The organism is Paenibacillus sp. PsM32, from assembly GCF_030433815.1.
GTDB classification, from domain to species: Bacteria; Bacillota; Bacilli; order Paenibacillales; family Paenibacillaceae; genus Saccharibacillus; species Saccharibacillus kyungheensis.
Window position 1 is genome coordinate 1 of the sequence record NZ_JARUWY010000027.1, and the last position, 22,984, is coordinate 22,984.

The window sequence follows — 22,984 nt, forward strand, 5'->3', positions numbered from 1 at the left end:
TGAATGACTGAATGACTGAATGACTGAATGACTGAATGACTGAATGACTGAATGAGTTAGATTATATCGGTTATATGAAAAATTTAAAAAATATAATTATGGTGTTAATGTAGGAGCTTGACGATGATAAGTGCCTTGTTCATAGCTATATGCTAATTTGATCAATGTGCTTTCATCAAATGGTCTACCTAAAAATTCAATTCCTACCGGCAATTTCTGATTGGTGAATCCAGCAGGAACTGTAATCGCAGGGAAGCCGGAAAAAGGGCTTAACCGATTATTGTCACCTGATACTTGTTCTTCACCGATCGTAGCTGCTGGTTGAGTAGTGGTTGGATAGATAATGGCATCTAGATTCTGGTCTGCCATTACTTTTAAAAGAGATTCGCGTGTGACCTTAGTACGGTTGAGTACGATATCTTTATATTCTTGAGTATCAAGTGTGGCTACAGTGTTACGTTTTTGCATCGCTTCAGCTTGCTTAGGATCAAATTGATTGGATGCTAGAATTTCGGTCAGATTATGATAAGGTGCATCTTCTCCTAAGCTTGCCAGATAATCATTGATTTGAAATTTAAATTCGTAACCACTAAGGCTAGGGTATTTCATAATTTGTTGTAAGTTAGGAATTTGGATAGGAACCGGTGTAGCTCCTAATCGTTTTATATCATCGACAGCCGTATAGACCACTTGGGTGACTGATTTTTCACTGTCTTTTGTATTATTGAACAATTCTGTTGCTATACCGATACGAGCTCCCTGTAGACCATCTGCTTGTAATGAATCGGTATAATTCGCAGGGATATGTCCAACACTATAAGCTGTAGCAATATCGTCTGCATCATAGCCAGCAGTAGCTTGCAATAATATCGCTGCATCTTCTACTGTGCGTGCGATCGGCCCGCCGACATCTTGAGTAAGAGCAAGTGGAATAATACCATCACGACTACTTAAGCCTACTGTAGGGCGAATACCGACCAGACTGTTAAATGCAGATGGAATACGAATAGATCCACCTGTATCTGTTCCTAGACCTGCCGCTGCAAAGTTAGCAGCGATAGCAGCTCCTGTTCCACCGCTCGAACCGCCCGGGTAATGATCGAGTGCATAAGGATTCAGCGTCTGCCCTCCAAGTGAGCTTGAAGTAGTAATTCCAAATGCAAATTCATGCAGATTGGATTTGGCTAAAATGATAGCACCTGCTGCTTTGAGCATAGCGATCTGATCAGCGTCTTGATCTGGAATCGAATTTTGAAGACATACACAACCTGCTGTTGTAGGCATATCGTCTGTATCGAAATTGTCTTTTACAATAATCGGTATACCATGTAAAGGCCCGCGTGCTCCTGTCGTAGCACGTTCTTTGTCTAATTGAGCTGCAATTTCAAGTGCTTTGGGATTGATCGTAAGAATAGCATTAAGTTTGATCCCTTGATCATCATATTTGGCAATACGATCTAAGTATTGTTGTACAAGCTGAACAGAAGTCAGACGACCTTCTTTCATAGCTGATTGCATCTGAGCAATCGTTGCTTCTGTAATCACAAAAGGTTCATTGGTTCCTGGAGAGCCAGCAGCTTGAACAGAAGAGGTAACACCGTATGTACTGAATGGAGCAACAATTAACGCAATAACTGTAAACCACATAACAATTACTTTTTGATACTTTTTCATATGTTGGATATTAGACAAATAACTTCACTCCTTTGTAAGATATCATCGATTATTGTTGATACATGTAATTAATTATGTATTTTAGTGTCAAAAAAGATAACATGTCAATACAAAAGATCAAATAGGCTTAGATTTGAATATAAAATAATGATTAAAATGATACATATTTAACTGTTCTTTTAAAGAAAATTCGGTACATTAACAAGGAGCAGATAAAATTAATATTTGTGCAAAAGAAATGTGATGTTGCAGTTAAAAGTTTGGTAGAATAAAATGGTAATGGCTTAAATGGAATTATAATCCAGTATAGAAAGAGGAATCAACATGGCAAACAAGTCGGTATACAATTTGGTCATCGTAGGCTATGGCGGAATGGGAAGTTATCATGGGCAATTGATTGAGAAAGTACCTTCACTTGAAGTAACCGGTGTGTACGATATCGTAGACTATCGGATGGAACTTGCTGGACAACATGGTTATCATGCTTATGAAAGTATGGAAGCGGTTTTATCAGATGAAAATGTTGATATTGTATTGATTGCTACTCCTAATGATGTACATAAAGAATTATCGATTCAGGCTTTACGTGCAGGCAAGCATGTTATTTGTGAGAAACCTGTAACGATCAACAGTGCGGATCTGTTAGACATTGTCAAAGTAGCAGAAGAAACCGGTCAGACATTTACAGTGCATCAAAATCGTCGCTGGGATGAAGATTTCTTGATTATTCGCGATATGTTTGAAAAACGGGCTGTTGGAGATGTGTTTCATGTGGAATCACGTGTACAAGGAGCTAATGGTATTCCAGGAGATTGGAGACAGCTCAAAGCTTATGGCGGCGGCATGTTGCTTGATTGGGGAGTGCATTTACTAGATCAGTTATTATTGCTTACCGATAGTAAGATCGACAGTGTCCATGCTCACTTGAGTACAATTTTGGATACAGAAGTAGATGATGGATTTACAACAACGATTCGTTTTAAAGATGGGTTAACAGCAGTTGTAGAAGTCGGTACAACTAACTATGTTAAATTACCACGCTGGTATGTAAAAGGAACCGAAGGAACAGCAATTATTCAAGATTGGGATCTAAGCGGGGAGATCGTTACCCGTAATACAGAAGTGGAAAAAGTAGAACCCAAACCGATTCAAGCAGGTCGTGGATTGACCAAAACGATGGCTCCACCTTCCGAAGAGTCTACAATTCGTAAATCGATTGAACCGATCCAAAACCCGCCAGAAGAGTTCTATGTGAACTTTTTGTCTGTGATCGAAGGCTCTGCGCAATCGGCTGTACCTAATGAACAAGTACATCGAGTGTTAGTGCTGATCGAGACGATTTTTGAAGCGGCTGAAAAAGATGCAGTGATTCATAAAGAATTTTGACAATAAATAGCTAAAAATGAATTACACAAAAAGCGGGTATTCTATAGTGAGATATAGATATCGGCTTTTTTGTGATATCCAGGTGTACTGTACATATAGTGTTCTATCATAAGAATTGGATCAGCGTATAAGGTCGTGTAATAACCTTAATATTTATTTGAAAAGTGTTACAATATATAGATGTGTATATCGACGTCTGATTGCAACGAATACACAAGAGAAAAATAACCGTAAATAAATGATATATCAATATATACAGGAAAGTGAAAGGAATGAATTATATGAAGCAAGTGGTATTAGCTGAAAAGCCTTCAGTTGCAAGAGAAATCGCGCGTGTGATGGGAAGTCATCAGAAACATAAAGGGTATATGGAAGGCCCTAAATATATAGTGACTTGGGCGCTCGGACATCTAGTCGGTCTAGCAGAACCGGAAGATTATGATACTCGTTATCAGAAATGGAATCTGGACGATTTGCCGATTTTGCCGGAAAAGATGACGTTAAAAGTACTGCGAGAAAGTAGTCATCAATACAAAATTGTACAGCATCTTCTGAGACGAAATGATGTGCAAGGGTTGATCGTGGCTACCGATGCTGCACGTGAGGGAGAATTGTTAGCACGCTGGATTATTCAGATGACAAAATGGAATAAACCTTTTCAAAGATTATGGATATCTTCTCAGACAGACAAAGCGATCCGTGAAGGATTTGCAAAATTGCGTCCAGGTAAAGAATTTGACCGTCTGTACGAATCGGCTCGTTGCCGGGCAGAAGCCGATTGGATGGTTGGACTGAATATTACCAGAGCATTAACCTGCAAATTCGATGCTCAATTATCAGCAGGACGTGTGCAGACACCGTCACTAGGTATGATGATGAAGCGTGAGAATGAGATTAAAGATTTTCGCTCTCAAGATTATCATACATTGCAGATTGATCTGGGTGATCTACAAGCAGAATGGCGGAATGCTCAAGGAGACGGACGTATTTTTGAACAACAGAATGTACAGCAGTTAGAGCAGTCTTTGGCAGGCAAGCAAGCGAAGATTGTATCGGTCAAAAAGAATGAACGTCAAGAGCCTCATCCACTGGCGTATGATCTGACAGAGTTACAACGTGATGCGAATAAAAAATATGGATTTTCTGCTAAGCATACGTCTAATGTATTGCAAAAGTTATATGAGCAACACAAAATCGTCACGTATCCGCGTACCGATTCACGTTATTTGTCTTCAGATATGACAGATACATTCAAAGAACGTTTATCCAGTGTAGCTGTAGGTCCATATGCGCCACTGGCACGTCCTTTATTACGCAATGCACTTAAAATTGATAAACGGATTGTAGATGATAGCAAAATTAGTGATCATCATGCGATTATCCCTACAGAAGAAATAGTATCTTTGAACGCACTTACAACCGATGAGCGTAAATTGTATGATCTGATTGCGCGCCGTTTTATCAGTTTATTTTATCCAGTTGCTACTTATGATACGGTTCAAGTGATTATTGAAGCCGCAGGAGAGCAGTTTTATGCCAAAGGGGTTACGATCAAAGATTCAGGTTGGCGTGTTGTATATGGTGATCAGTGGAATGAAGAAGATGAGGATGAAGAAACCGATTCACATCATCGTTCATCAGAGCGTGGAGCAGATCACCGGGGAACACAGAAATTGCCTGAACTCAAACAAGGGGAATCGAAAATGATTGCTCGCTGTGTTGTTAAAGCAGGTCGTACGATGCCCCCTAAACGATATACAGAAGCCGCTCTGTTATCACAAATGGAAAAACATAGTCTGGGTACGCCAGCAACTAGAGCAGATATTATTGAAAAATTAGTCTCTTCCGATACGATCGAACGCAAAGGCAATCATCTTCATCCTACAGGAAAAGGTGCACAATTGATCGAATTGGTGTCGCCTGAACTGCGGACGCCTGAATTGACAGCACGTTGGGAACAGCAGTTAGAAAAAATTGCTCGTGGACAAGGGCAACCGGCTCCATTTTTACAAGAGATTCGTCAGATGGCGCAATCGATGGTCGATGGTGTGAAAAAGAGTGATGTGAATTATAAGCCACACAATGTCTCTTCCAGTCATTGCCCTGAATGTGGAACACGGATGTTAGAGAAAAAATCGAAACGTGGTACATTCTTGATCTGTCCAAGTGAAGATTGTAGTTATCGTCGTTCGACTGAAAAGCAGTTATCAAATCGTCGCTGTCCACAGTGTCATAAAAAAATGGAAATCAAAGACGGAAAAGCTGGAAAGTATGTACAATGTCTCGGTTGTGGAATTACCGAAACGTTAAATAAAGACGGCGGTCGCCCAGTTAACAAACGTGAACAGCAAAAGTTAGTGAAGCAATTTGAAAAGAAAGAATCGTTTGGTTCAAGTCTAGGTGATTTGCTAAAAGCCGCTTTGGAAGAGAAAAAAGAATAGAGATAACCTAATAACACAACCGAGAGCTCTTCAGCCGTAATAGTAGCTAAAGAGCTTTTTGGTATGCAATTGCAACTATTTTCTTAAAATAATCGTTGACGAAAATATTTTCATAATCTATATTTAAAAGAAAATATTTTCAGGTGGTGTAACTAAATGAAAACTTTTTTCGAGAAGGCACAACGGTTTGGTAAATCTTTTATGCTTCCAATTGCTGTATTACCAGCAGCAGGGTTACTGCTAGGCATAGGGGGAGCACTCTCTAATCCGAATACAGTAAATACATATCCTGTACTACAGATTAGCTGGTTACAGTATATTTTCAAAGTGATGAGTAGTGCAGGAGATATTACGTTTAGCAATCTAGCATTGATTTTTGCAATCGGGGTAGCGGTTGGACTGGCACGCTCGGATAAAGGAACAGCAGGATTAGCAGCGGCGCTGGCGTATCTAGTGATGAATGCTTCGATCAATGCGATGTTGATCAATAGTAATCAACTGGTTACTGAAAATATGGCGGCAGCCGGTCAAGGTATGATTCTAGGGATACAATCGTTACAGACAGGTGTGCTAGGCGGTATTATTATCGGCTTGGTGACAGCGGGTCTTCATAATCGATATAACAAAATTGAGTTACCTCAATTTCTAGGATTTTTCGGTGGTTCTCGGTTTATCCCGATTGTTTCTTCATTTGCAGCGATATTTGTAGGATTGTTGTTATTTCTAGTGTGGCCAACAATTCAATTAGGGATTACCAAGTTAGGTGGAATCGTAGATGCGACCGGATATGTAGGCACATTATTTTATGGATTCTTTCTACGGATGTTAGGGCCGCTTGGATTGCATCATATTTTTTACCTCCCTTTCTGGCAAACCGGACTTGGTGGTACAATGGAAGTATCTGGTAAGATAGTGGAAGGAACCCAAAACATTTTCTTTGCTCAATTAGGTGACCCTTCGACTGAAAAATATTTCTCAGGTACATCGCGCTTTATGTCAGGACGCTTTATTACAATGATGTTCGGATTGTTGGGAGCTGCATTAGCGATCTATCATACTGCACGTCCAGAACGCAAAAAGGTTGTCGGTGGATTAATGTTATCAGCGGCGTTGACGTCTTTTTTGACAGGAATTACGGAACCGTTAGAATTTGCCTTTTTGTTTGTAGCTCCATTCTTGTATGTTATTCATGCTGTGTTTGATGGATTTGCTTTTATGCTGGCACATATATTTCAGATTACGATTGGTCAGACATTTTCCGGTGGCTTAATTGACTTTATTTTATTCGGTATTTTACAGGGAAATGCCAAAACCAACTGGATCTATGTACCGATAATCGGGGTGGTGTGGTTCGCTCTATACTATGTCACATTCCGTTTCTTAATCGTCAAATTCAATCTCAAAACACCCGGGCGTGAAGATGAGACTGTAGCAGATACGAACGAAAATACAACAGGTGGAACAGGGTCAACCACACCGATAACCGATGATGTAGCCACAGATCGTAGTGAAGTTGATACTTCTCGTCCGGCTGCGATACTTAGTGCATTAGGTGGCAAAGAAAATATTAAAGATCTGGATTGTTGTGCAACCCGTCTACGGATATCAGTCTATCAACCAGATCAAGTATCACAGGATCGCTTGAAACATTCAGGTGCCAAAGGTGTGCTGATTAATGGTAACGGTGTGCAAGTGATCTATGGTCCGCAAGTGAGTGTTATTAAAAATGAGATCGAGGAATATATGGAAATGGAGTGAATACAATATGGATTTGGATTCATTGGGATTACAGCAGGGGTTAATCGTATCGTGTCAGGCATTAGAACATGAACCTTTGCATAGTTCTTTTATTATGGGAAAAATGGCAGTTGCCGCTCAAGAAGGTGGAGCTGTAGGAATTCGAGCGAATACTGCGCAAGATATTAAAGAAATCAAACAACAAGTATCATTGCCTGTGATTGGAATCGTCAAACGTAATTATGGAGACCATCCTGTATTTATTACACCGACGATAACCGAAATTCATGAATTAGCAGAGTCTGGTTGTGAAATTATAGCGTTAGATGCGACTTCACGTCCTCGTCCTGATGGTGTCACATTGGCTGATCTAGTCAAACAAATTCGTCTGCTATACCCTGAACTGTTATTGATGGCAGATGTATCGACTGTAGAAGAAGGCGTTGTTGCTGAACAGTTAGGATTTGATCTGGTATCGGCTACATTAGTAGGGTATACAGAATATACAGCTCATCAGAAAGTATATGAAAATGATTTTGAGATTCTAAAAGACATGGTTCGTCAGATCAAGACTCCTATTGTGGCTGAAGGAAATATTATGACGCCAGAGATGGCGGCACGTTGTCTGGAACTCGGTGTATACAGCGTGGTAGTAGGCGGAGCGATTACACGTCCGCAACAGATTACAGCACGTTTTATGGACAAAATGAAACAAGTTCGTCCTGCATCGATTGCAACAGAATAGATTTGTGCTACACATTCTATGTTATCAACATCAATCATAGTAATATCAAAAAAAGAACCGAAAATCATTATCGGTTCTTTTCTTTGTCTGGAATTGGCATTATGAATGATCTTGTTTGTACAAAGCATGGAGTGTACGCTGACGTGCAGATAATCGTTCTTCATTTTGGAGCAATAACATCGAGATCATATCAAGTACATAGATAATCGCTAATTGACTATTGATAAACGGGATATCGCCCATACGCTGTAAGCCAGGTGTGAATAGACATAGGTCAGTTGTTTCTGTAAAAGGTGTATGATCGAAATTAGTAATTCCGACAATCTGAGCTTGATTTGTTTTGGCAACGCGTAGAGCACTATTTACTTCAGTGGTATGACCAGAATTGGATAATCCAATCACCAAATCTTGTTCATCCATCAAAGACGCATTCATCATCATCATATGCGAATCAGTAACAGCATCGATTAAAATATTCATTCGCATTAAACGATACTTGAACTCTAGCGCGGATAAGCCAGAGCTTCCTAATCCGTATACATAGACACGTCTGGCTTGCTGAATCTGCTGAACGACTTCTTCAATCATCTGAGGCTTGATCATATCGGCAGTTGCCATAATAATTTCATTGTATAAATGTCTTGTCTGTGCAAAAAAATTAAGTTCATCTCGTGGAATATCAATTTCTCGATTCAAGCTTAGCTTAAAATCTATAAAATTACTAAATCCTGCTTTGCGACAAAAACGTGTGATTGTAGACATTGAAGCTTGTGTACGCTCGGAGAGATCACGAATATTGATATTATGAATAGAATTTTTATGACGCATAATATAATCTGCAATTTCTTTTTCTTTGGCAGATAATTGTTGGTATCGTAATTGTAGTTCGTCGAGTACATTGAGAGCCATAATTCATCCTCCTTAAGCGCCTGATCATATAAGCGCGACTCAGCTTCTATAAAAATGATTTTTTATATTCGTAGTATATGTTAGATTGCGGTTAGATAGTAGGAAGCAAATAGTTGATTTCTTTCTATTATAGTATAGTTTGAAGAGCGATCTCTATATTATAGGATAGTGCCATCAAATAATGGAATTATGCTATGTGCTTTTGATCATTTTACCGTTACACTAAAAACAAATGCGATAGAATAACTGGATATTCGGTATTGAGCCGATCCATCAGAAAGGGATTATTCCATGTCTATATTTTTCGATACTACTCAATCGACTTTTCATTTACAATCTCGTTCAACGAGTTATGTTATTCAATTAATGAAATCAACTCATTTGGTTCATTTATATTGGGGACCTCGTCTACAAGGAACATCTATTGGTAGTCTGCTACAACAGATAGAACGTGCTTCATTTAGCCCGAATTATCATGCAGATGATCGTACTTTTTCTTTTGATACCTTACCACAAGAATATCCAGGTTATGGTCGTGGCGATTATGGCGAACCTGCTTTTGAAGCTAAACATAGTAATGGCACAACAGTCAACGATCTACATTATGTGAGTCATACTATTACAGCAGGCAAACCGAAACTTCAAGGATTACCAGCTACATATGTAGAGCAGGAGCAGGAAGCAGATACATTGGAAATTGTATTGCGTGATAAATTAACCGGGCTTGAAGCTGTAGTCAGCTATACCGTATTTAACGAATTGAATGCGATTACACGTTCTGTGAAATTCCGTAATGATGGAACCACAACGCTTCATATTCAGCGTGCACTAAGCAGTAGCGTAGATTTGGCAGATGATGAATATCGAATGATGCAATTGTCTGGTGCATGGACTCGTGAACGCCATGTTCATTACCGTACACTTGCTCCAGGATTGCAACGGATCGAAAGTAAACGTGGTTCCAGTAGTCATCAGCAAAATCCATTTATCGCTTTGCTTGGTAAAGATGCGAATGAAGATCAAGGGCAAGTCTATGGTATGAGTCTTGTCTATAGCGGTAACTTTGTCGCTCAAGTCGAAGTCGATCAATTCCATACGACTCGTATGCAGATTGGATTGTCTCCGTTTGATTTTGAATGGAAATTAGAAGCAGGTGATACGTTCCAGACACCGGAAGCAGTACTGGTTCATTCTTCTGAAGGATTGGGAGGAATGTCTCGCACGTATCACAAATTGTATCGTACACGTCTAAGTCGTGGAGAACATCGTGATCAAGTTCGTCCTATTTTGATTAATAACTGGGAAGCGACTTATTTTAACTTTGATGCACCGAAGATCAAATCTATTGCAGCAGCAGGAAAAGAGCTAGGAATTGAGCTGTTTGTACTGGATGATGGTTGGTTCGGTCATCGTGATGATGATCGTACGTCACTTGGGGATTGGGTAGAAGATCGTCGCAAATTACCAGAAGGTCTGGGCAAACTGGCAAAAGAAATTACAGCTACAGGTATGCAATTTGGATTGTGGTTTGAACCGGAAATGGTATCTCCAGATAGCGATCTATATCGCGCTCATCCTGACTGGTGTCTGCACGTACCGGATCGCAGTCGTACAATGGGACGTGAGCAATTGATTCTGGATTTGTCTCGTCAAGATGTATGTGATTATATTGTAGAGTCTGTTAGCGCTGTGCTATCTTCTGCACCGATTACGTATGTAAAATGGGATATGAACCGCAATATGTCTGAGATTGGTTCTGCTCTGTTGCCAGCGGATCGTCAACGGGAAACAGCACATCGGTATATGCTTGGACTATATAGTGTTTTAGAAAAAATCACTTCTACATTCCCACATATTTTATTTGAAAGTTGCTCTGGTGGTGGAGGTCGATTTGACCCGGGAATGCTATATTATATGCCACAAACATGGACAAGTGATGATACAGATGCGGTTGAACGTCTTAAAATTCAGTACGGTACCAGTATGGTCTATCCAGCAAGTGCGATGGGCGCGCATGTATCTGATGTACCGAATCACCAAGTCGGACGAATGACTTCATTTACGACTCGTGGTCATGTAGCGATGTCTGGTAATTTCGGTTATGAGCTAGATCTGACCAAGCTTACAGATACAGAAAAGCAAGAAGTTAAAGAACAAGTAGCTCAGTATAAAGAGTTGCGCGAGCTGATTCAATTTGGTGAATTTTATCGTTTGCTCAGTCCTTTTGAAAGTAATATTACGTCATGGATGTTCGTCTCGGAAGATCAGCAAGAAGCATTTGCAGGTTATTTTCAAGTGTTAAGTGTGCCTAATGGCCCACTTCGTCGTCTGAAATTAAAAGGGCTTGATCCACATCGTCGTTATTCGATGTCTGTCAACGGTGTTACAGATCCTAACACTTATGCAGGGGATGAATTGATGTATCATGGTATTATTGCTCCGTATGCGCAAGAAGATTTCTATAGTGCTTTGTTTGTATTCAAAGCGGTGGAATAGTACACTTAAACTGTAGAGATTGAATTAATGGAGGCAGGCAGAAATGGAACAGATATTAGGAGTCTGGCTGCTGATTGTCAATACTGTTGCTTATATCGTAATGGCAACAGACAAAAAACGTGCACAACGTCATCGCAGTCGTGAACGTATACCAGAGAAAACGTTGTTTATCTGGGCGGCTATCGGTGGTGCATTAGGTATTTGGATCGCTATGATGACCAAGCGACACAAAACCAAACATCGTTCATTTGTAATAGGTGTTCCGCTGTTATTGGTTCTGAATATCGTGGTATACGGCTATGTATGGATGACATGGATACGCTAAATAACGTAATAAGTCAAAGACCTGATGAAGATTCGTCAGGTCTTTGTTTCGTTTCATGAAATGAGCATAACGGGTAATAAAGGAGTATACTGAATGTATAACACTTATGATTATCTAGATAAGTGTTACGGATGGATGATATCTTCATTCTGTTGACCAGCTTACATAACAACAGATATCCTACAGAATCCTGATCTCAGAAATCCAGACGCAGCATAATCACACCACCAATGGATACCCACTGGCATAGAGGAGATGGATAATATGTTATTTTCCAAAATTTTATTAGCATACGATGGTTCTAAAGCATCAAACAAAGCGTTAGATCGTGCAGTGGAATTAGCCAAAGCGGCTCCACATGCTGAAATTCACGCTATTCATGTATTTGATTTTCCACGTTATTTTGTAGGCGAAGGGATTGTACCTGTACCGACTACGTCTAACGAAGAATTGTATGAATTAGCTACTCAAACAGCGAAAGAAGCTAAACGCCGTCTAGAAGCAGCCGAAATTAGCAATACGATCAGTGTTGAAATGATTCAGGGTGCAGCAGCACAAAATATCTTAGAATATGCTGAAGCTAATCACTGTGATGTTATTATTATCGGTAGTCGTGGACTAGGCAGTATTCGCGAATTTGTACTGGGTAGTGTAAGTCATAATGTTGTTCAACATGCTAAAATCCCAGTGTTGATTGTGAAGTAAACGCAATACAATCAATACGAACTACAGGTAAAGATGAATAGGTTACCATGATCAAGACGTATATAATCAATGTCCGAGTGACAATGGTTCTATGCGTCTTTTTTATTTTGATATAGAATAACGCAGAAAAAATCAAAGATGAAAGCCTTTAAATACGAACAATAGAATATTAGCGACATAAAACGTTCGTCTTTAAGTTGACATGATGTGTTGTAGATTGGTACACTAACACATGAAGCTTATTAAACGTATGAAATAATGACTCGTATAAAATCGGGAATATGGCCCGGACGTTTCTACCCGAATACCGTAAATATTCGGACTACGAGAGTAAACAGATAGATCGATGTGATTGCAGTCATTACAGCAGACTATACCTTTGTTTTGAAGTGATACGTCTGTGTAGGCTGATGACCATACTTTGTCTTTCTGTAAGCTCCTGAAGTCCGAAGAACCTGGAAATGAACATCTTTCTAACAGGATCTGCGGATTTTTTTCGTGTTAAGCGGTTCTAACACTGTGAGAACAAGTGAATGTTATGCTAACTACAATGATAGATTACTTATAGAACACGATAAATTAATTTTATTCTGGAAAGTAGGTTATCACATGTCGGTACAGGTTGCTGTTGTAATGGGCAGTAAATCAGATTGGGAAACGATGCAACATGCTTGTCAGATGCTAGATGAATTAGAAATTGCCTATGAGAAAAAAGTGGTATCTGCTCATCGTACACCGGATTTGATGTTTGAATTTGCAGAACAAGCACAAGAACGAGGTATCAAAGTGATTATTGCAGGTGCAGGCGGAGCGGCACACTTGCCGGGTATGATCGCAGCCAAAACATTACTACCTGTGATTGGTGTACCTGTACAGTCTGCTGCACTGAAAGGTCTGGATTCATTACTATCGATCGTTCAGATGCCTGGTGGAATTCCTGTAGCGACTGTAGCGATTGGCAAAGCAGGTGCAACAAATGCAGGATTGTTAGCGGCACAGATGATCGGTGCTTTTGACCCTGAAGTGATGAAGCGTGCAGAAGCCAGACGGGAACGGATTCGTCTAGAAGTGATCGCTTCGAGTGATACGCTATGAGTGAAATTCGATCTTCTAAAGTGATTCCACCTGGCTCTACGATCGGTATTCTAGGTGGCGGACAATTAGGGCGGATGATGGTATTGCAAGGCGCGCCGCTGGGTTATCAATTTATTACACTCGATCCAGCGACGAATGCACCTTGTGGTCAGGTGAGTCAGCAGATTGTAGGGCGCTATGATGATCCACAAGCTGCTGAAATGTTAGCCAGTCAAGCCGATGTGATTACGTATGAATTTGAAAATGTAGATGCCAATGTCGCCGCATTGTTAGAGCAGAAATCGTATGTACCGCAAGGCAGTCAATTGTTATACACGACTCAACACCGCTTGCGTGAAAAGCGTGCGATTGAAGCAGCAGGTGCGACCGTTGCTCCATATATGGAAGTGCGCAGCGCAGCCGAAACGTTACAAGCTGTTCAACAGTTCGGAACGCCTTGTGTACTCAAAACAGCTACAGGTGGATATGATGGCAAAGGACAGTTTGTGATGCGCAGTGAAGAGCAAGCTCAGCAAGCATACGACGAATTAAGCGTCGCAGGCACAGAGTTAGTGGTAGAGCAATTTATTCATTTTCAATGTGAATTGTCTGTGATCGCTGCTCGTAGCTCGAATGGAGAAATTAAAACTTTTCCGGTAGCTGAAAATATTCATATTGATAATATTCTTCATCTCTCGATTGTTCCTGCTCGTGTATCGGAAGAAGTACAGCGCAGAGCAGAACAGATGGCGGCAGATATTGCAGAGTCGATGGATGCAGTAGGATTATTAGCGGTTGAACTGTTTTGTACAGAAGATGGGCAGTTATATGTGAATGAATTAGCACCTCGTCCGCATAATTCCGGTCATTATACGATTGAAGCATGTGATACTTCGCAGTTTGAACAGCATGTAAGAGCAATCTGCGGATTGCCTTTGGGAAGTACGACATTACGCTCACCTGTCGTTATGGTCAATATTCTGGGAGAACATATCCCGGCGATTACTGAAAAAATGATGCAGGTTGATCTATCAGCGAATTCATTACATGTGAACCCTAAGTACCATTTATATGGGAAAGAAGAAGCCAAGCACAAGCGCAAGATGGGACATATCAATGTGCTGTGTCATAATATAGAAGATGCTCTGGCATGGATAGACCAAACGAATATATGGAGGCACGAATAAACTTATGATCGAACGTTATAGCAGACCTGAAATGAGAAATATCTGGAGTGAAGAAAACAAATTTAAAGCATGGTTAGAAGTGGAAATTTGCGCTTGTGAAGCATGGTCTGAATTAGGAGTCATTCCAAAAGAAGATGTAGAAAAATTACGTGCAGGTGCTTCTTTTGATATGGATCGTATTTATGAGATTGAAAAAGAAACGCGTCATGATGTAATTGCATTTACCCGCGCGGTATCTGAAAGCTTGGGCGAAGAGCGTAAATGGGTACATTATGGGTTAACATCGACAGACGTGGTAGATACAGCACTTGGTTATCTATTGCGCCAGGCTAATGAAATCTTAGAACGAGATATTATCAATTTTATCGAAATTTTGAAAGAAAAAGCGATTGCTTATAAAGATACACCGATGATGGGACGTACGCATGGTGTTCATGCTGAACCGACAACATTTGGACTGAAAATGGCACTATGGCATGAAGAAATGAAACGTAACTTGGAGCGCTTCCGTCATGCGGCAGACAATGTACAGTACGGTAAAATCTCTGGGGCTGTAGGAACGTATGCGAATATTGATCCATTTGTAGAAGAGTTCGTATGTAACAAACTAGGCACCAAAGCGGCTCCAATCTCTACTCAAACATTGCAACGTGATCGTCATGCTGAATATATGGCAACACTCGCATTGGTAGCGACATCACTTGATAAATTTGCAACCGAAGTACGTGCACTGCAAAAGAGTGAAGTACGTGAAGTAGAAGAAGCTTTTGCTAAAGGTCAAAAAGGTTCATCTGCTATGCCTCACAAACGCAATCCGATTAGCTCTGAAAATATCTCCGGTCTTTCCCGTGTGATTCGTGGTCATATGGTATCGGCATACGAAAATGTGACATTGTGGCATGAACGCGATATTTCACATTCATCGGTAGAACGTATTATTTTGCCAGATGCAACGATGTTGCTGAACTACATGCTCAATCGTTTTGGTAACATTATCAAAAACTTGACGGTGTTCCCTGAAAATATGCAACGCAATATTCAACGTACGTATGGAGTTCCTTTCTCCGGTCGTGTGATGACTAAATTGATCGATAAAGGGATCAGTCGTGAGCAAGCGTATGATACGGTTCAACCTCGTGCGATGCAAGCATGGGAAGAACAGCGTTCATTTAAAGATATTATTTTGGAGACTCCTGCAATTACAGAACTATTGAATGCTGAAGAAATCGAAGAAGCATTTAATCCATCGTGGCATTTGAAGCACGTTGATACGATTTTCAAAAAACTCGGTCTGGAATAGGAAAGAGGGGACACAACACATGATATCGCAAGCAATCACAACAGCTGTTGATCTGGTCAATGCACCGCTGATCTATAAAGGTAAAGTGCGTGAGTTGTATGATCTGGGCGAGCATTACTTGATCGTTGTTACCGATCGCATTTCTGCATTCGATTATGTACTTGATCCACCTGTACCGCACAAAGGGGAAGTGTTGAATCGCTTGAGTGCTTTCTGGTTCGGGCAAACGACTCACCTGATTGATAACCATGTTGTACATATCGATGTTGATCAATTAGGGGACATCATACGTGATAAAGATGCATTGCGTAACCGTATTATGGTGACACGCAAAGCTGAACGTATCGATATGGAATGTGTAGTACGTGGTTATATTACAGGCGGTGGATGGAGACAATATCAAGAAACCGGTCAGGTGAATGGTATCGATCTGCCAGAAGGCTTGCGTAAAAATGGCGTGTTCCCGAATCCATTGTTCACTCCAGCCGCTAAAAATGATATCGGTCATGATGAAGATATTTCTTTTGACGAAATGAAAAATCGTATCGGTGCAGAGCTTGCAGAAGAGTTGAAAGCGAAAAGTATTCAACTGTACGAATATGCCCGTCACTATTGCGATCAACATGATATTATTTTAGCCGATTGCAAATTCGAATTCGGTCTAATCGATGGCAAAGTGGTGCTTATTGATGAGATTTTCACCCCGGATTCGTCAAGATTTTGGGCAAAAAACAACTATGCACTGGATATCGAAATCGACAGCATGGATAAAGAGCCGGTACGGTCTTATCTGGCAGGCACAGATTGGGACAAAAATAGCCAACCTGATCCTTTACCAGATACAGTCGTTCAAGCCACATCCGACCGCTACTTATCCATATATCAGAAGTTAACGGGTGGGCAATTGGTTTGATCCTTGGGGGGGCCGCTGCGGGAAAGAAATCATCCTGCCGATCGCTGGTAAGACTTGGATATCTTGAATAACCGCCAAGCGGTTGATATCCAAATCTTAAAGGCGAACGCTACGCTTCTTACGGATGATTTCTTTCCCTCCGCTCCGCTCGGATCGAGATCAATTGGCGCTCGTTAGGGGTGGGGCAGAAAAGATAAGGATGTCATGGTGTTCAATTTGCGGACTTTTTATATGAAAGTGGTGGAGTAAGATTAATTGGTCATGAGTGTTGTCGAGTGATAGTTAAGTGATAGTTAAGTGATAGTTAATAGTAAAAAACTCGAAAACCTCTATAATCTTACTCAATCATCGTAGCGGTCTACCAAGTAACATTGTCTGCTCACCTCCCCCTTCTGATTGAGATTGCGACCTGATCTATCAACCAGAATTGTAGCTCTTTGCTCTAAACTAAGCATTTACACACTAAGTACAAATAAAGTGATTCTTTGCACCAAGCGAAGGGAACAGAATGATTCTGAAAGGAGCCTTTAAGACTCGGATATCGACCGCTCGGCGGTCATCAAGATGTCCGATCTTACCAGCGACGACCAGAATAATCCGTGACCATAGCGAGGTATCTAAAGAATCACCAAATCTTGATTTTCAAAGTTCACAATGTAAAGCAATCACCACTCTGATACACCCAGCAATATCAACTCAGCATCACCTAATCTAAGGAGGAACAAAAATAACATGATTAAAGCTACTGTCTACGTGACCATTAAGCAAAGCGTACTTGACCCACAAGGTGTTGCTGTTCAAGGTGCACTTCATTCGTTAGGATTCAATGAAGTCGAGAGTCTGCGCATCGGGAAGTACATGGAGATTGAATTGGATACAGATAATCGTGAAGAAGCAGAAGAACGCCTCAAAGTGATGTGCGAGAAGTTGCTAGCTAATACGGTTGTTGAAAATTACCGTTTCGAACTGGAGGGTTAAATCCATGAAATTTGCAGTCTTGGTATTTCCGGGCTCTAACTGTGATATTGACTGTTTTAAAGCAGTCGAAGATACGTTAGGGGAATCGGTAGAGTATGTATGGCACACAGCGACAGATCTGTCAGCGTATGATTGTATTTTAGTTCCAGGTGGCTTTTCCTATGGAGATTACTTGAGATGTGGAGCGATTTCTCAATTTGCTCCGGTAATGACAGAAGTAGCCAAAGCAGCAGAGCAAGGCAAATATGTGCTCGGCATTTGTAATGGATTCCAGATTCTCACTGAAGCTCGCCTTTTACCAGGTGCTTTACTTCGTAACGAATCAATGAAATTCCGTTGTCATGATACATTGCTTACTGTAGTTAACAATCAGACTCCATTTACTCGTGATTATGCAGATGGTGAAGAAATAACGATTCCGATTGCTCATGGCGAAGGTAACTACTATTGTGATGATGCAACATTGGAACAATTGAAAGCCAACAATCAGATCGTGTTCCAGTATGGACATAATCCGAATGGATCACTACATGATATTGCAGGGATTTGTAATGAACGTGGAAATGTTGTAGGTATGATGCCTCACCCTGAACGTGCAGTGGATGAATTGTTAGGATCAGCAGATGGTAAAAAAATGTTTACATCTATTTTGAAAGCTTGGAGGGATCAACATGACGCAGCAAACATCCGTTAAGGAACCGACGGCGGAGCAAGTCGCAGACCAGCAAATATACAAACAAATGGGTGTATCGGACAGCGAGTATGAGTTGATCTGCGGTTTTCTCGGACGGAAACCGAACTACACAGAAATCGGCGTATTTAGTGTAATGTGGTCGGAACACTGCGCATACAAAAACTCCAAACCGTTACTTCGTCGCTTTCCAACTTCTGGCCCTCGTGTATTAATGGGACCAGGTGAAGGTGCAGGGATTGTAGATATTGGTGATAATCAAGCGGTTGTTTTCAAAATTGAAAGTCATAATCATCCATCTGCGGTAGAACCTTTTCAAGGAGCAGCAACAGGTGTAGGCGGGATTATCCGCGATATTTTCTCTATGGGAGCACGACCTGTAGCAGTATTGAACTCTTTACGCTTCGGTAAGCTCGAAAGTGAACGTGTGAAATATTTGTTCGAGCATGTGGTATCAGGGATTGCAGGTTACGGTAACTGTATCGGGATTCCTACGGTTGGCGGCGAAGTGATGTTCGATGAAAGTTATGACGGAAATCCACTGGTTAATGCAATGTGTGTCGGATTGATCGATCATGACAAAATTCAACGTGGTGTCGCTAAAGGAGTAGGTAATCCGGTATTTTATGTAGGGCCTCCTACAGGACGTGACGGGATTCATGGCGCTACATTTGCATCAGAAGAATTAACAGAAGAATCAGAAGCACGTCGTACCGCAGTACAAGTTGGCGATCCATTTATGGAGAAGCTTGTTATGGAATCTTGCTTGGAATTGATTGATTCCGGTATTGTTCTGGGGATTCAAGATATGGGTGCGGCTGGCTTAACGTGTTCTAGTGCAGAGATGGCAAGTAAAGCAGGTAATGGTCTCGAATTGTATCTTGATCAAGTCCCTCAACGTGAAGATGGCATGACAGCTTATGAAATGATGCTTTCGGAATCTCAAGAACGGATGTTGTTCGTAGTAGAGCCAAAAGACGAAGCGCAAGCGATGGAAATCTTTGAACGTTGGGGCGTAATATGTGCCAAAGTTGGTAAAGTGACAGATGATGGACGCTTGAAATTATTACATCATGGCGAAGTGGTTGGCGATATGCCTGTACATGCGCTTGTAGATGAGTGCCCGATCTATGACAAGCCTTCTTCAGTACCTGCTTATTATGAGCAACAAGCGAATGTCGATACCAATCGTTATGACGAAGTCACAGATCTCAATGGTGCGTTAAAATCAATTCTTGCTTCACCAACAGTAGCGAGCAAAGCATGGGTCTATGACCAATATGATTATATGGTTCGTACGAGCACAGCGGTTCGACCAGGTTCAGATGCAGCAGTCATTACGATTCGCGGCACACGCAAAGCACTGGCTATGACTACAGATTGTAATGGACGTTATGTATATCTTGATCCAGAAGTAGGGGGCAAAATTGCTGTCAGCGAAGCCGCTCGTAATATTGTCTGCTCGGGTGCAGAACCGCTTGCGATCACAGATAACTTAAATTTTGGTAGCCCGGAAAAACCAGATATTTTCTGGCAAATGGAAAAATCAGTAGATGGTATGGCAGAAGCTTGTCGTGTACTGGATACTCCAGTAATCGGTGGTAATGTTAGTCTTTATAATGAAAATACACGTGGAGCGATCTATCCTACACCAGTTGTGGGTATGGTTGGATTGGTACACGATACAGATCATATTACAACGCAAGGTTTCAAAAACGAAGGCGATATTATTTTCGTATTAGGAGATACATTTGCCGAACTAGGTGGTAGTGAATTCCAGAAAGTCGTGCACAATGTGACAGAAGGTCGCCCACCAGCATTAGATTTGGAGATCGAAAAGAAATTGCTAGGTAGCGTACTGAGCGCGATTCAAAGTGGACTTGTACAATCTGCACATGATCTATCTGAAGGTGGATTGTCTGTAGCTCTAGCAGAATCTTGTATTAGTGGTAAATTAGGTGCAAGCGTGGCACTGAACAGCGACAACTTGCGTCATGATCTATTGTTATTCAGCGAAAGCCAATCTCGTATCTTGTTATCAGCGACTCCTGCGCAAGCAGATGCGTTGGAAAGTCATATTCAATCTCAAGGTGTACCTGTACGTCGTATCGGTCAAGTGCAAGGAACAGAACTTCAAATCCAAGTGGACGGCAAACAAGTCTTGGCAGAGCAGGTGAACAATCTGCGTCAAGTCTGGGAGGATGCGATTCCATGTCTGATGAATTAAACAAACAGACGTTATGGACAGGTGATTACTACAATCAAGGCACCGGTCCCAATGATATTTTTGATACGTTAAAAGAAGAATGCGGCGTTTTCGGAGTCTACGGACATTCCGAAGCCGCTTCCCTTTCTTATTATGGATTACATGCGCTTCAACATCGTGGTGAAGAAAGCGCAGGTTTGTGTGTAAGTGATCGCAATAAGTTTCATTACCATCGAGGAATGGGTCTGGTCAAAGAAGTTTTTGATAAAGATACATTAGGTTCATTAACAGGAGATATTTCGATTGGTCATGTTCGGTATTCCACGAGTGGAGATAGTCGTCTGACCAATGCACAACCATTGGTATTCCGTTATCGTGCAGGTGAATTAGCACTGGCAACCAACGGTAATATCGTCAATGCACCGCAGATTCGACGTGAATTGGAAGAAGCGGGTTCTATTTTTCAAACGACCAGTGATACAGAAGTAGTTGCTCACTTAATCGCACGTTCAAATAAGCCTCTAGTCGAAGCGGCAAAAGATGCGTTCAGACAAATTGTAGGCGGTTTTGCTTTTATGATTATGACGAATGAGCAATTAATAGTGGCTTCTGATCCTAACGGATTGCGTCCGATCACAATGGGTCGTCTGGGTGAAGCGTATATTTTTGCTTCAGAGACCTGTGCTCTTGAAACGATCGGAGCAGAGTTAGTACGAGATGTTCAACCAGGAGAATTACTGATTTTGGATCAACATGGTTTGATCGAAGATCGTTATATCGAACCGCAACGTAAAGCGCTTTGTTCGATGGAATATATTTATTTTGCAAGACCGGATAGTGATATGAATGGTGCCAATCTACATGCGGCTCGTAAACGGATGGGTTCTGTGATGGCGCAGGAATCATTTATCGATGCGGATCTAGTGACAGGTGTACCGGATTCCAGTATTTCAGCAGCGATCGGATTTGCTGAACAAACAGGTATCCCGTATGAACTAGGGATGATCAAAAATAAATACACTGGCCGTACATTTATCCAACCGAGTCAGGAACTACGTGAGCAAGGTGTGAAAATGAAACTCAGTGCTGTACGCCGCGTGGTGGAAGGTAAACGTGTCGTCATGATTGATGATTCGATTGTACGTGGAACAACATCACGCCGAATCGTGAATATGTTACGTGATGCAGGAGCAACAGAAGTGCATGTACGAATTACATCGCCTCCTTTTAAAAATCCATGCTTCTATGGTATTGATACACCGGATCGACGCGAATTGATCGCATCAACCATGTCGATTGAAGAAATGCGCAAAGAATTAAATGCTGATTCACTCACCTTTTTGAGCTTTGAAGGATTAATCAAAGCTGTCGGTGGCGACAACAGCACAGACTACAAAGGTGGTATGTGTATGGCATGCTTCGACAACGACTATCCAACACAAACTGACTTCGGCGGCGAAGAGCAATTCGGATGTGGGTGTTAGTCGAAGGCTTTGTATCTTGGAAAAGGTGGCGGGCGTTTGAGTGGGGGACCGCTATGGGACAGGAATGATCTTCCCGATCGCTTGTTGTAGATGGATTTTTTGAACAACCGCTGTGCGGTTAAAATCCATCTACAAAGGCGAACGCTACGCTTCTCACAGATTCATTCCTGTCCCGTCGCTCCGCCGCTCAAAAGCCACCATTTCAGAGTGATATAAAGTTCGATCTAGTGGGGGTGGCAGGGTAGATCAGAATGATCTACAGCAGTGGGATTTTATGCTCTCTTTTAGTGGGAGTGTAGAAGGGTGGTAGAGCACTGTATTGTCCTGTCGTCCTCACAGTAGGGATTTTTGGAGCTTCTTGAATGTGTAGAATGATGGATTTAAGCAAGATACCTATTTGTATGATAGGTATAGTGTTGCTGGGGTTTAATGATTTTGCATGGGATTATGTTTAGTATGATTTGGGCATGATGAAGTAGAACATTTAAGAAAAGTATGCTTTTGAATTGTATGAAAAATATTTGTTTACTTTGAGTATTCGTTCCATTTTTATTGGGTATTTTGAAATCTATTTTAAATAGCGATATATTCTCTAAAAAAAATGAATATAAGTTCCTACTATAGATAGCTATTTTAAAAAAAATATAAATTTATCTTTATAAAAAAATAAAATTAGTCAGCAAAGAGCAAAGAGCAAAGAGCAAAGAGCAAAGAGCAAAGAGCAAAGAGCAAA

Annotated in this window: 17 protein-coding genes and 1 riboswitch; of the genes, 15 read left to right on the forward strand and 2 right to left on the reverse strand. The window is 41.1% G+C overall.

All coding sequences use genetic code 11. From position 1 onward, the window contains the following. Nucleotides 1-96 precede the first annotated feature (96 nt). The gene (locus QCD85_RS23335; protein ID WP_441005645.1) at nucleotides 97-1,674 is read right to left on the reverse strand and encodes an amidase family protein; all 1,578 of its coding nucleotides are present in this window, start codon (nucleotides 1,672-1,674) and stop codon (nucleotides 97-99) included. A 324-nt stretch (nucleotides 1,675-1,998) separates the two neighbouring features. Here QCD85_RS23335 and QCD85_RS23340 point away from each other — a divergent pair, with 324 nt between their 5' ends. From QCD85_RS23340 to QCD85_RS23355, 4 genes are all read left to right on the forward strand, one after another. After that, nucleotides 1,999-3,060 (forward strand): Gfo/Idh/MocA family protein, encoded by a 1,062-nt coding sequence (locus QCD85_RS23340; RefSeq protein WP_301264048.1) that lies wholly within the window; start codon nucleotides 1,999-2,001, stop codon nucleotides 3,058-3,060. Between the two features lie 281 nt (nucleotides 3,061-3,341). Further along, the gene (locus tag QCD85_RS23345; RefSeq protein ID WP_301264049.1) at nucleotides 3,342-5,501 is read left to right on the forward strand and encodes a DNA topoisomerase III; all 2,160 of its coding nucleotides are present in this window, start codon (nucleotides 3,342-3,344) and stop codon (nucleotides 5,499-5,501) included. A 156-nt stretch (nucleotides 5,502-5,657) separates the two neighbouring features. After that, nucleotides 5,658-7,259 carry a maltose/glucose-specific PTS transporter subunit IIC gene (locus QCD85_RS23350; protein ID WP_301264050.1) on the forward strand — a complete coding sequence of 534 codons (1,602 nt, stop codon included), beginning with the start codon at nucleotides 5,658-5,660 and terminating at the stop codon, nucleotides 7,257-7,259. A gap of 7 nt (nucleotides 7,260-7,266) precedes the next feature. Next, nucleotides 7,267-7,983, forward strand: coding sequence for an N-acetylmannosamine-6-phosphate 2-epimerase (locus QCD85_RS23355; protein ID WP_301264051.1), 717 nt, complete (start codon nucleotides 7,267-7,269; stop codon nucleotides 7,981-7,983). Between the two features lie 99 nt (nucleotides 7,984-8,082). On the opposite strand, the gene QCD85_RS23360 is transcribed toward QCD85_RS23355, so the two are convergent. Further along, the gene (locus QCD85_RS23360; protein WP_301264052.1) at nucleotides 8,083-8,892 is read right to left on the reverse strand and encodes a MurR/RpiR family transcriptional regulator; all 810 of its coding nucleotides are present in this window, start codon (nucleotides 8,890-8,892) and stop codon (nucleotides 8,083-8,085) included. 291 nt (nucleotides 8,893-9,183) lie between these two features. Between QCD85_RS23360 and QCD85_RS23365 the strand changes: the two genes are divergently transcribed. The 11 genes from QCD85_RS23365 to purF all read left to right on the forward strand — a co-directional run bounded on the left by QCD85_RS23365 (nucleotide 9,184) and on the right by purF (nucleotide 22,251). Next, on the forward strand, nucleotides 9,184-11,388 hold the full coding sequence (locus QCD85_RS23365) for an alpha-galactosidase (protein ID WP_274170993.1): 2,205 nt from the start codon (nucleotides 9,184-9,186) through the stop codon (nucleotides 11,386-11,388). 43 nt (nucleotides 11,389-11,431) lie between these two features. Further along, nucleotides 11,432-11,713, forward strand: a complete 282-nt coding sequence (locus QCD85_RS23370; RefSeq protein ID WP_301264053.1) for a DUF1294 domain-containing protein — start codon at nucleotides 11,432-11,434, stop codon at nucleotides 11,711-11,713. Between the two features lie 264 nt (nucleotides 11,714-11,977). Continuing rightward, nucleotides 11,978-12,418 (forward strand): universal stress protein, encoded by a 441-nt coding sequence (locus QCD85_RS23375; protein ID WP_204825660.1) that lies wholly within the window; start codon nucleotides 11,978-11,980, stop codon nucleotides 12,416-12,418. A gap of 243 nt (nucleotides 12,419-12,661) precedes the next feature. Further along, nucleotides 12,662-12,763, forward strand: a riboswitch (purine riboswitch). Between the two features lie 264 nt (nucleotides 12,764-13,027). Next, nucleotides 13,028-13,513, forward strand: a complete 486-nt coding sequence (purE, locus tag QCD85_RS23380; RefSeq protein WP_204825659.1) for a 5-(carboxyamino)imidazole ribonucleotide mutase — start codon at nucleotides 13,028-13,030, stop codon at nucleotides 13,511-13,513. Further along, the gene (gene purK / locus QCD85_RS23385) at nucleotides 13,510-14,679 is read left to right on the forward strand and encodes a 5-(carboxyamino)imidazole ribonucleotide synthase (protein WP_301264054.1); all 1,170 of its coding nucleotides are present in this window, start codon (nucleotides 13,510-13,512) and stop codon (nucleotides 14,677-14,679) included. Before purE ends, purK begins: the two co-directional genes overlap by 4 nt. A gap of 4 nt (nucleotides 14,680-14,683) precedes the next feature. Beyond that, the gene (gene purB / locus QCD85_RS23390; protein WP_204825657.1) at nucleotides 14,684-15,979 is read left to right on the forward strand and encodes an adenylosuccinate lyase; all 1,296 of its coding nucleotides are present in this window, start codon (nucleotides 14,684-14,686) and stop codon (nucleotides 15,977-15,979) included. A gap of 19 nt (nucleotides 15,980-15,998) precedes the next feature. After that, entirely contained in the window at nucleotides 15,999-16,892 is an 894-nt protein-coding gene (locus tag QCD85_RS23395) for a phosphoribosylaminoimidazolesuccinocarboxamide synthase (RefSeq protein WP_301264055.1), read from the forward strand. Between the two features lie 732 nt (nucleotides 16,893-17,624). Next, nucleotides 17,625-17,870 (forward strand): phosphoribosylformylglycinamidine synthase subunit PurS, encoded by a 246-nt coding sequence (gene purS, locus QCD85_RS23400; RefSeq protein ID WP_069328921.1) that lies wholly within the window; start codon nucleotides 17,625-17,627, stop codon nucleotides 17,868-17,870. A 4-nt stretch (nucleotides 17,871-17,874) separates the two neighbouring features. Beyond that, the gene (gene purQ, locus QCD85_RS23405; RefSeq protein ID WP_204825655.1) at nucleotides 17,875-18,564 is read left to right on the forward strand and encodes a phosphoribosylformylglycinamidine synthase subunit PurQ; all 690 of its coding nucleotides are present in this window, start codon (nucleotides 17,875-17,877) and stop codon (nucleotides 18,562-18,564) included. Continuing rightward, nucleotides 18,542-20,788 carry a phosphoribosylformylglycinamidine synthase subunit PurL gene (gene purL, locus QCD85_RS23410; RefSeq protein WP_301264056.1) on the forward strand — a complete coding sequence of 749 codons (2,247 nt, stop codon included), beginning with the start codon at nucleotides 18,542-18,544 and terminating at the stop codon, nucleotides 20,786-20,788. The genes purQ and purL overlap by 23 nt, the downstream gene beginning before the upstream one ends. Then, nucleotides 20,773-22,251 carry an amidophosphoribosyltransferase gene (purF, locus tag QCD85_RS23415; RefSeq protein ID WP_301264057.1) on the forward strand — a complete coding sequence of 493 codons (1,479 nt, stop codon included), beginning with the start codon at nucleotides 20,773-20,775 and terminating at the stop codon, nucleotides 22,249-22,251. Before purL ends, purF begins: the two co-directional genes overlap by 16 nt. Nucleotides 22,252-22,984: the final 733 nt, after the last annotated feature.

Bases quoted from the DNA above. Each gene is read 5' to 3' on its own strand.
- purS (WP_069328921.1), top strand. From the start codon at position 17,625: ATGATTAAAGCTACTGTCTACGTGACCATTAAGCAAAGCGTACTTGAC.
- QCD85_RS23370 (WP_301264053.1), top strand. From the start codon at position 11,432: ATGGAACAGATATTAGGAGTCTGGCTGCTGATTGTCAATACTGTTGCT.
- QCD85_RS23355 (WP_301264051.1), top strand. From the start codon at position 7,267: ATGGATTTGGATTCATTGGGATTACAGCAGGGGTTAATCGTATCGTGT.
- QCD85_RS23360 (WP_301264052.1), bottom strand. From the start codon at position 8,892: ATGGCTCTCAATGTACTCGACGAACTACAATTACGATACCAACAATTA.
- QCD85_RS23375 (WP_204825660.1), top strand. From the start codon at position 11,978: ATGTTATTTTCCAAAATTTTATTAGCATACGATGGTTCTAAAGCATCA.
- QCD85_RS23345 (WP_301264049.1), top strand. From the start codon at position 3,342: ATGAAGCAAGTGGTATTAGCTGAAAAGCCTTCAGTTGCAAGAGAAATC.
- purE (WP_204825659.1), top strand. From the start codon at position 13,028: ATGTCGGTACAGGTTGCTGTTGTAATGGGCAGTAAATCAGATTGGGAA.
- QCD85_RS23365 (WP_274170993.1), top strand. From the start codon at position 9,184: ATGTCTATATTTTTCGATACTACTCAATCGACTTTTCATTTACAATCT.
- purL (WP_301264056.1), top strand. From the start codon at position 18,542: ATGACGCAGCAAACATCCGTTAAGGAACCGACGGCGGAGCAAGTCGCA.
- purK (WP_301264054.1), top strand. From the start codon at position 13,510: ATGAGTGAAATTCGATCTTCTAAAGTGATTCCACCTGGCTCTACGATC.
- QCD85_RS23340 (WP_301264048.1), top strand. From the start codon at position 1,999: ATGGCAAACAAGTCGGTATACAATTTGGTCATCGTAGGCTATGGCGGA.
- purQ (WP_204825655.1), top strand. From the start codon at position 17,875: ATGAAATTTGCAGTCTTGGTATTTCCGGGCTCTAACTGTGATATTGAC.
- QCD85_RS23335 (WP_441005645.1), bottom strand. From the start codon at position 1,674: ATGAAAAAGTATCAAAAAGTAATTGTTATGTGGTTTACAGTTATTGCG.
- purF (WP_301264057.1), top strand. From the start codon at position 20,773: ATGTCTGATGAATTAAACAAACAGACGTTATGGACAGGTGATTACTAC.
- QCD85_RS23350 (WP_301264050.1), top strand. From the start codon at position 5,658: ATGAAAACTTTTTTCGAGAAGGCACAACGGTTTGGTAAATCTTTTATG.
- purB (WP_204825657.1), top strand. From the start codon at position 14,684: ATGATCGAACGTTATAGCAGACCTGAAATGAGAAATATCTGGAGTGAA.
- QCD85_RS23395 (WP_301264055.1), top strand. From the start codon at position 15,999: ATGATATCGCAAGCAATCACAACAGCTGTTGATCTGGTCAATGCACCG.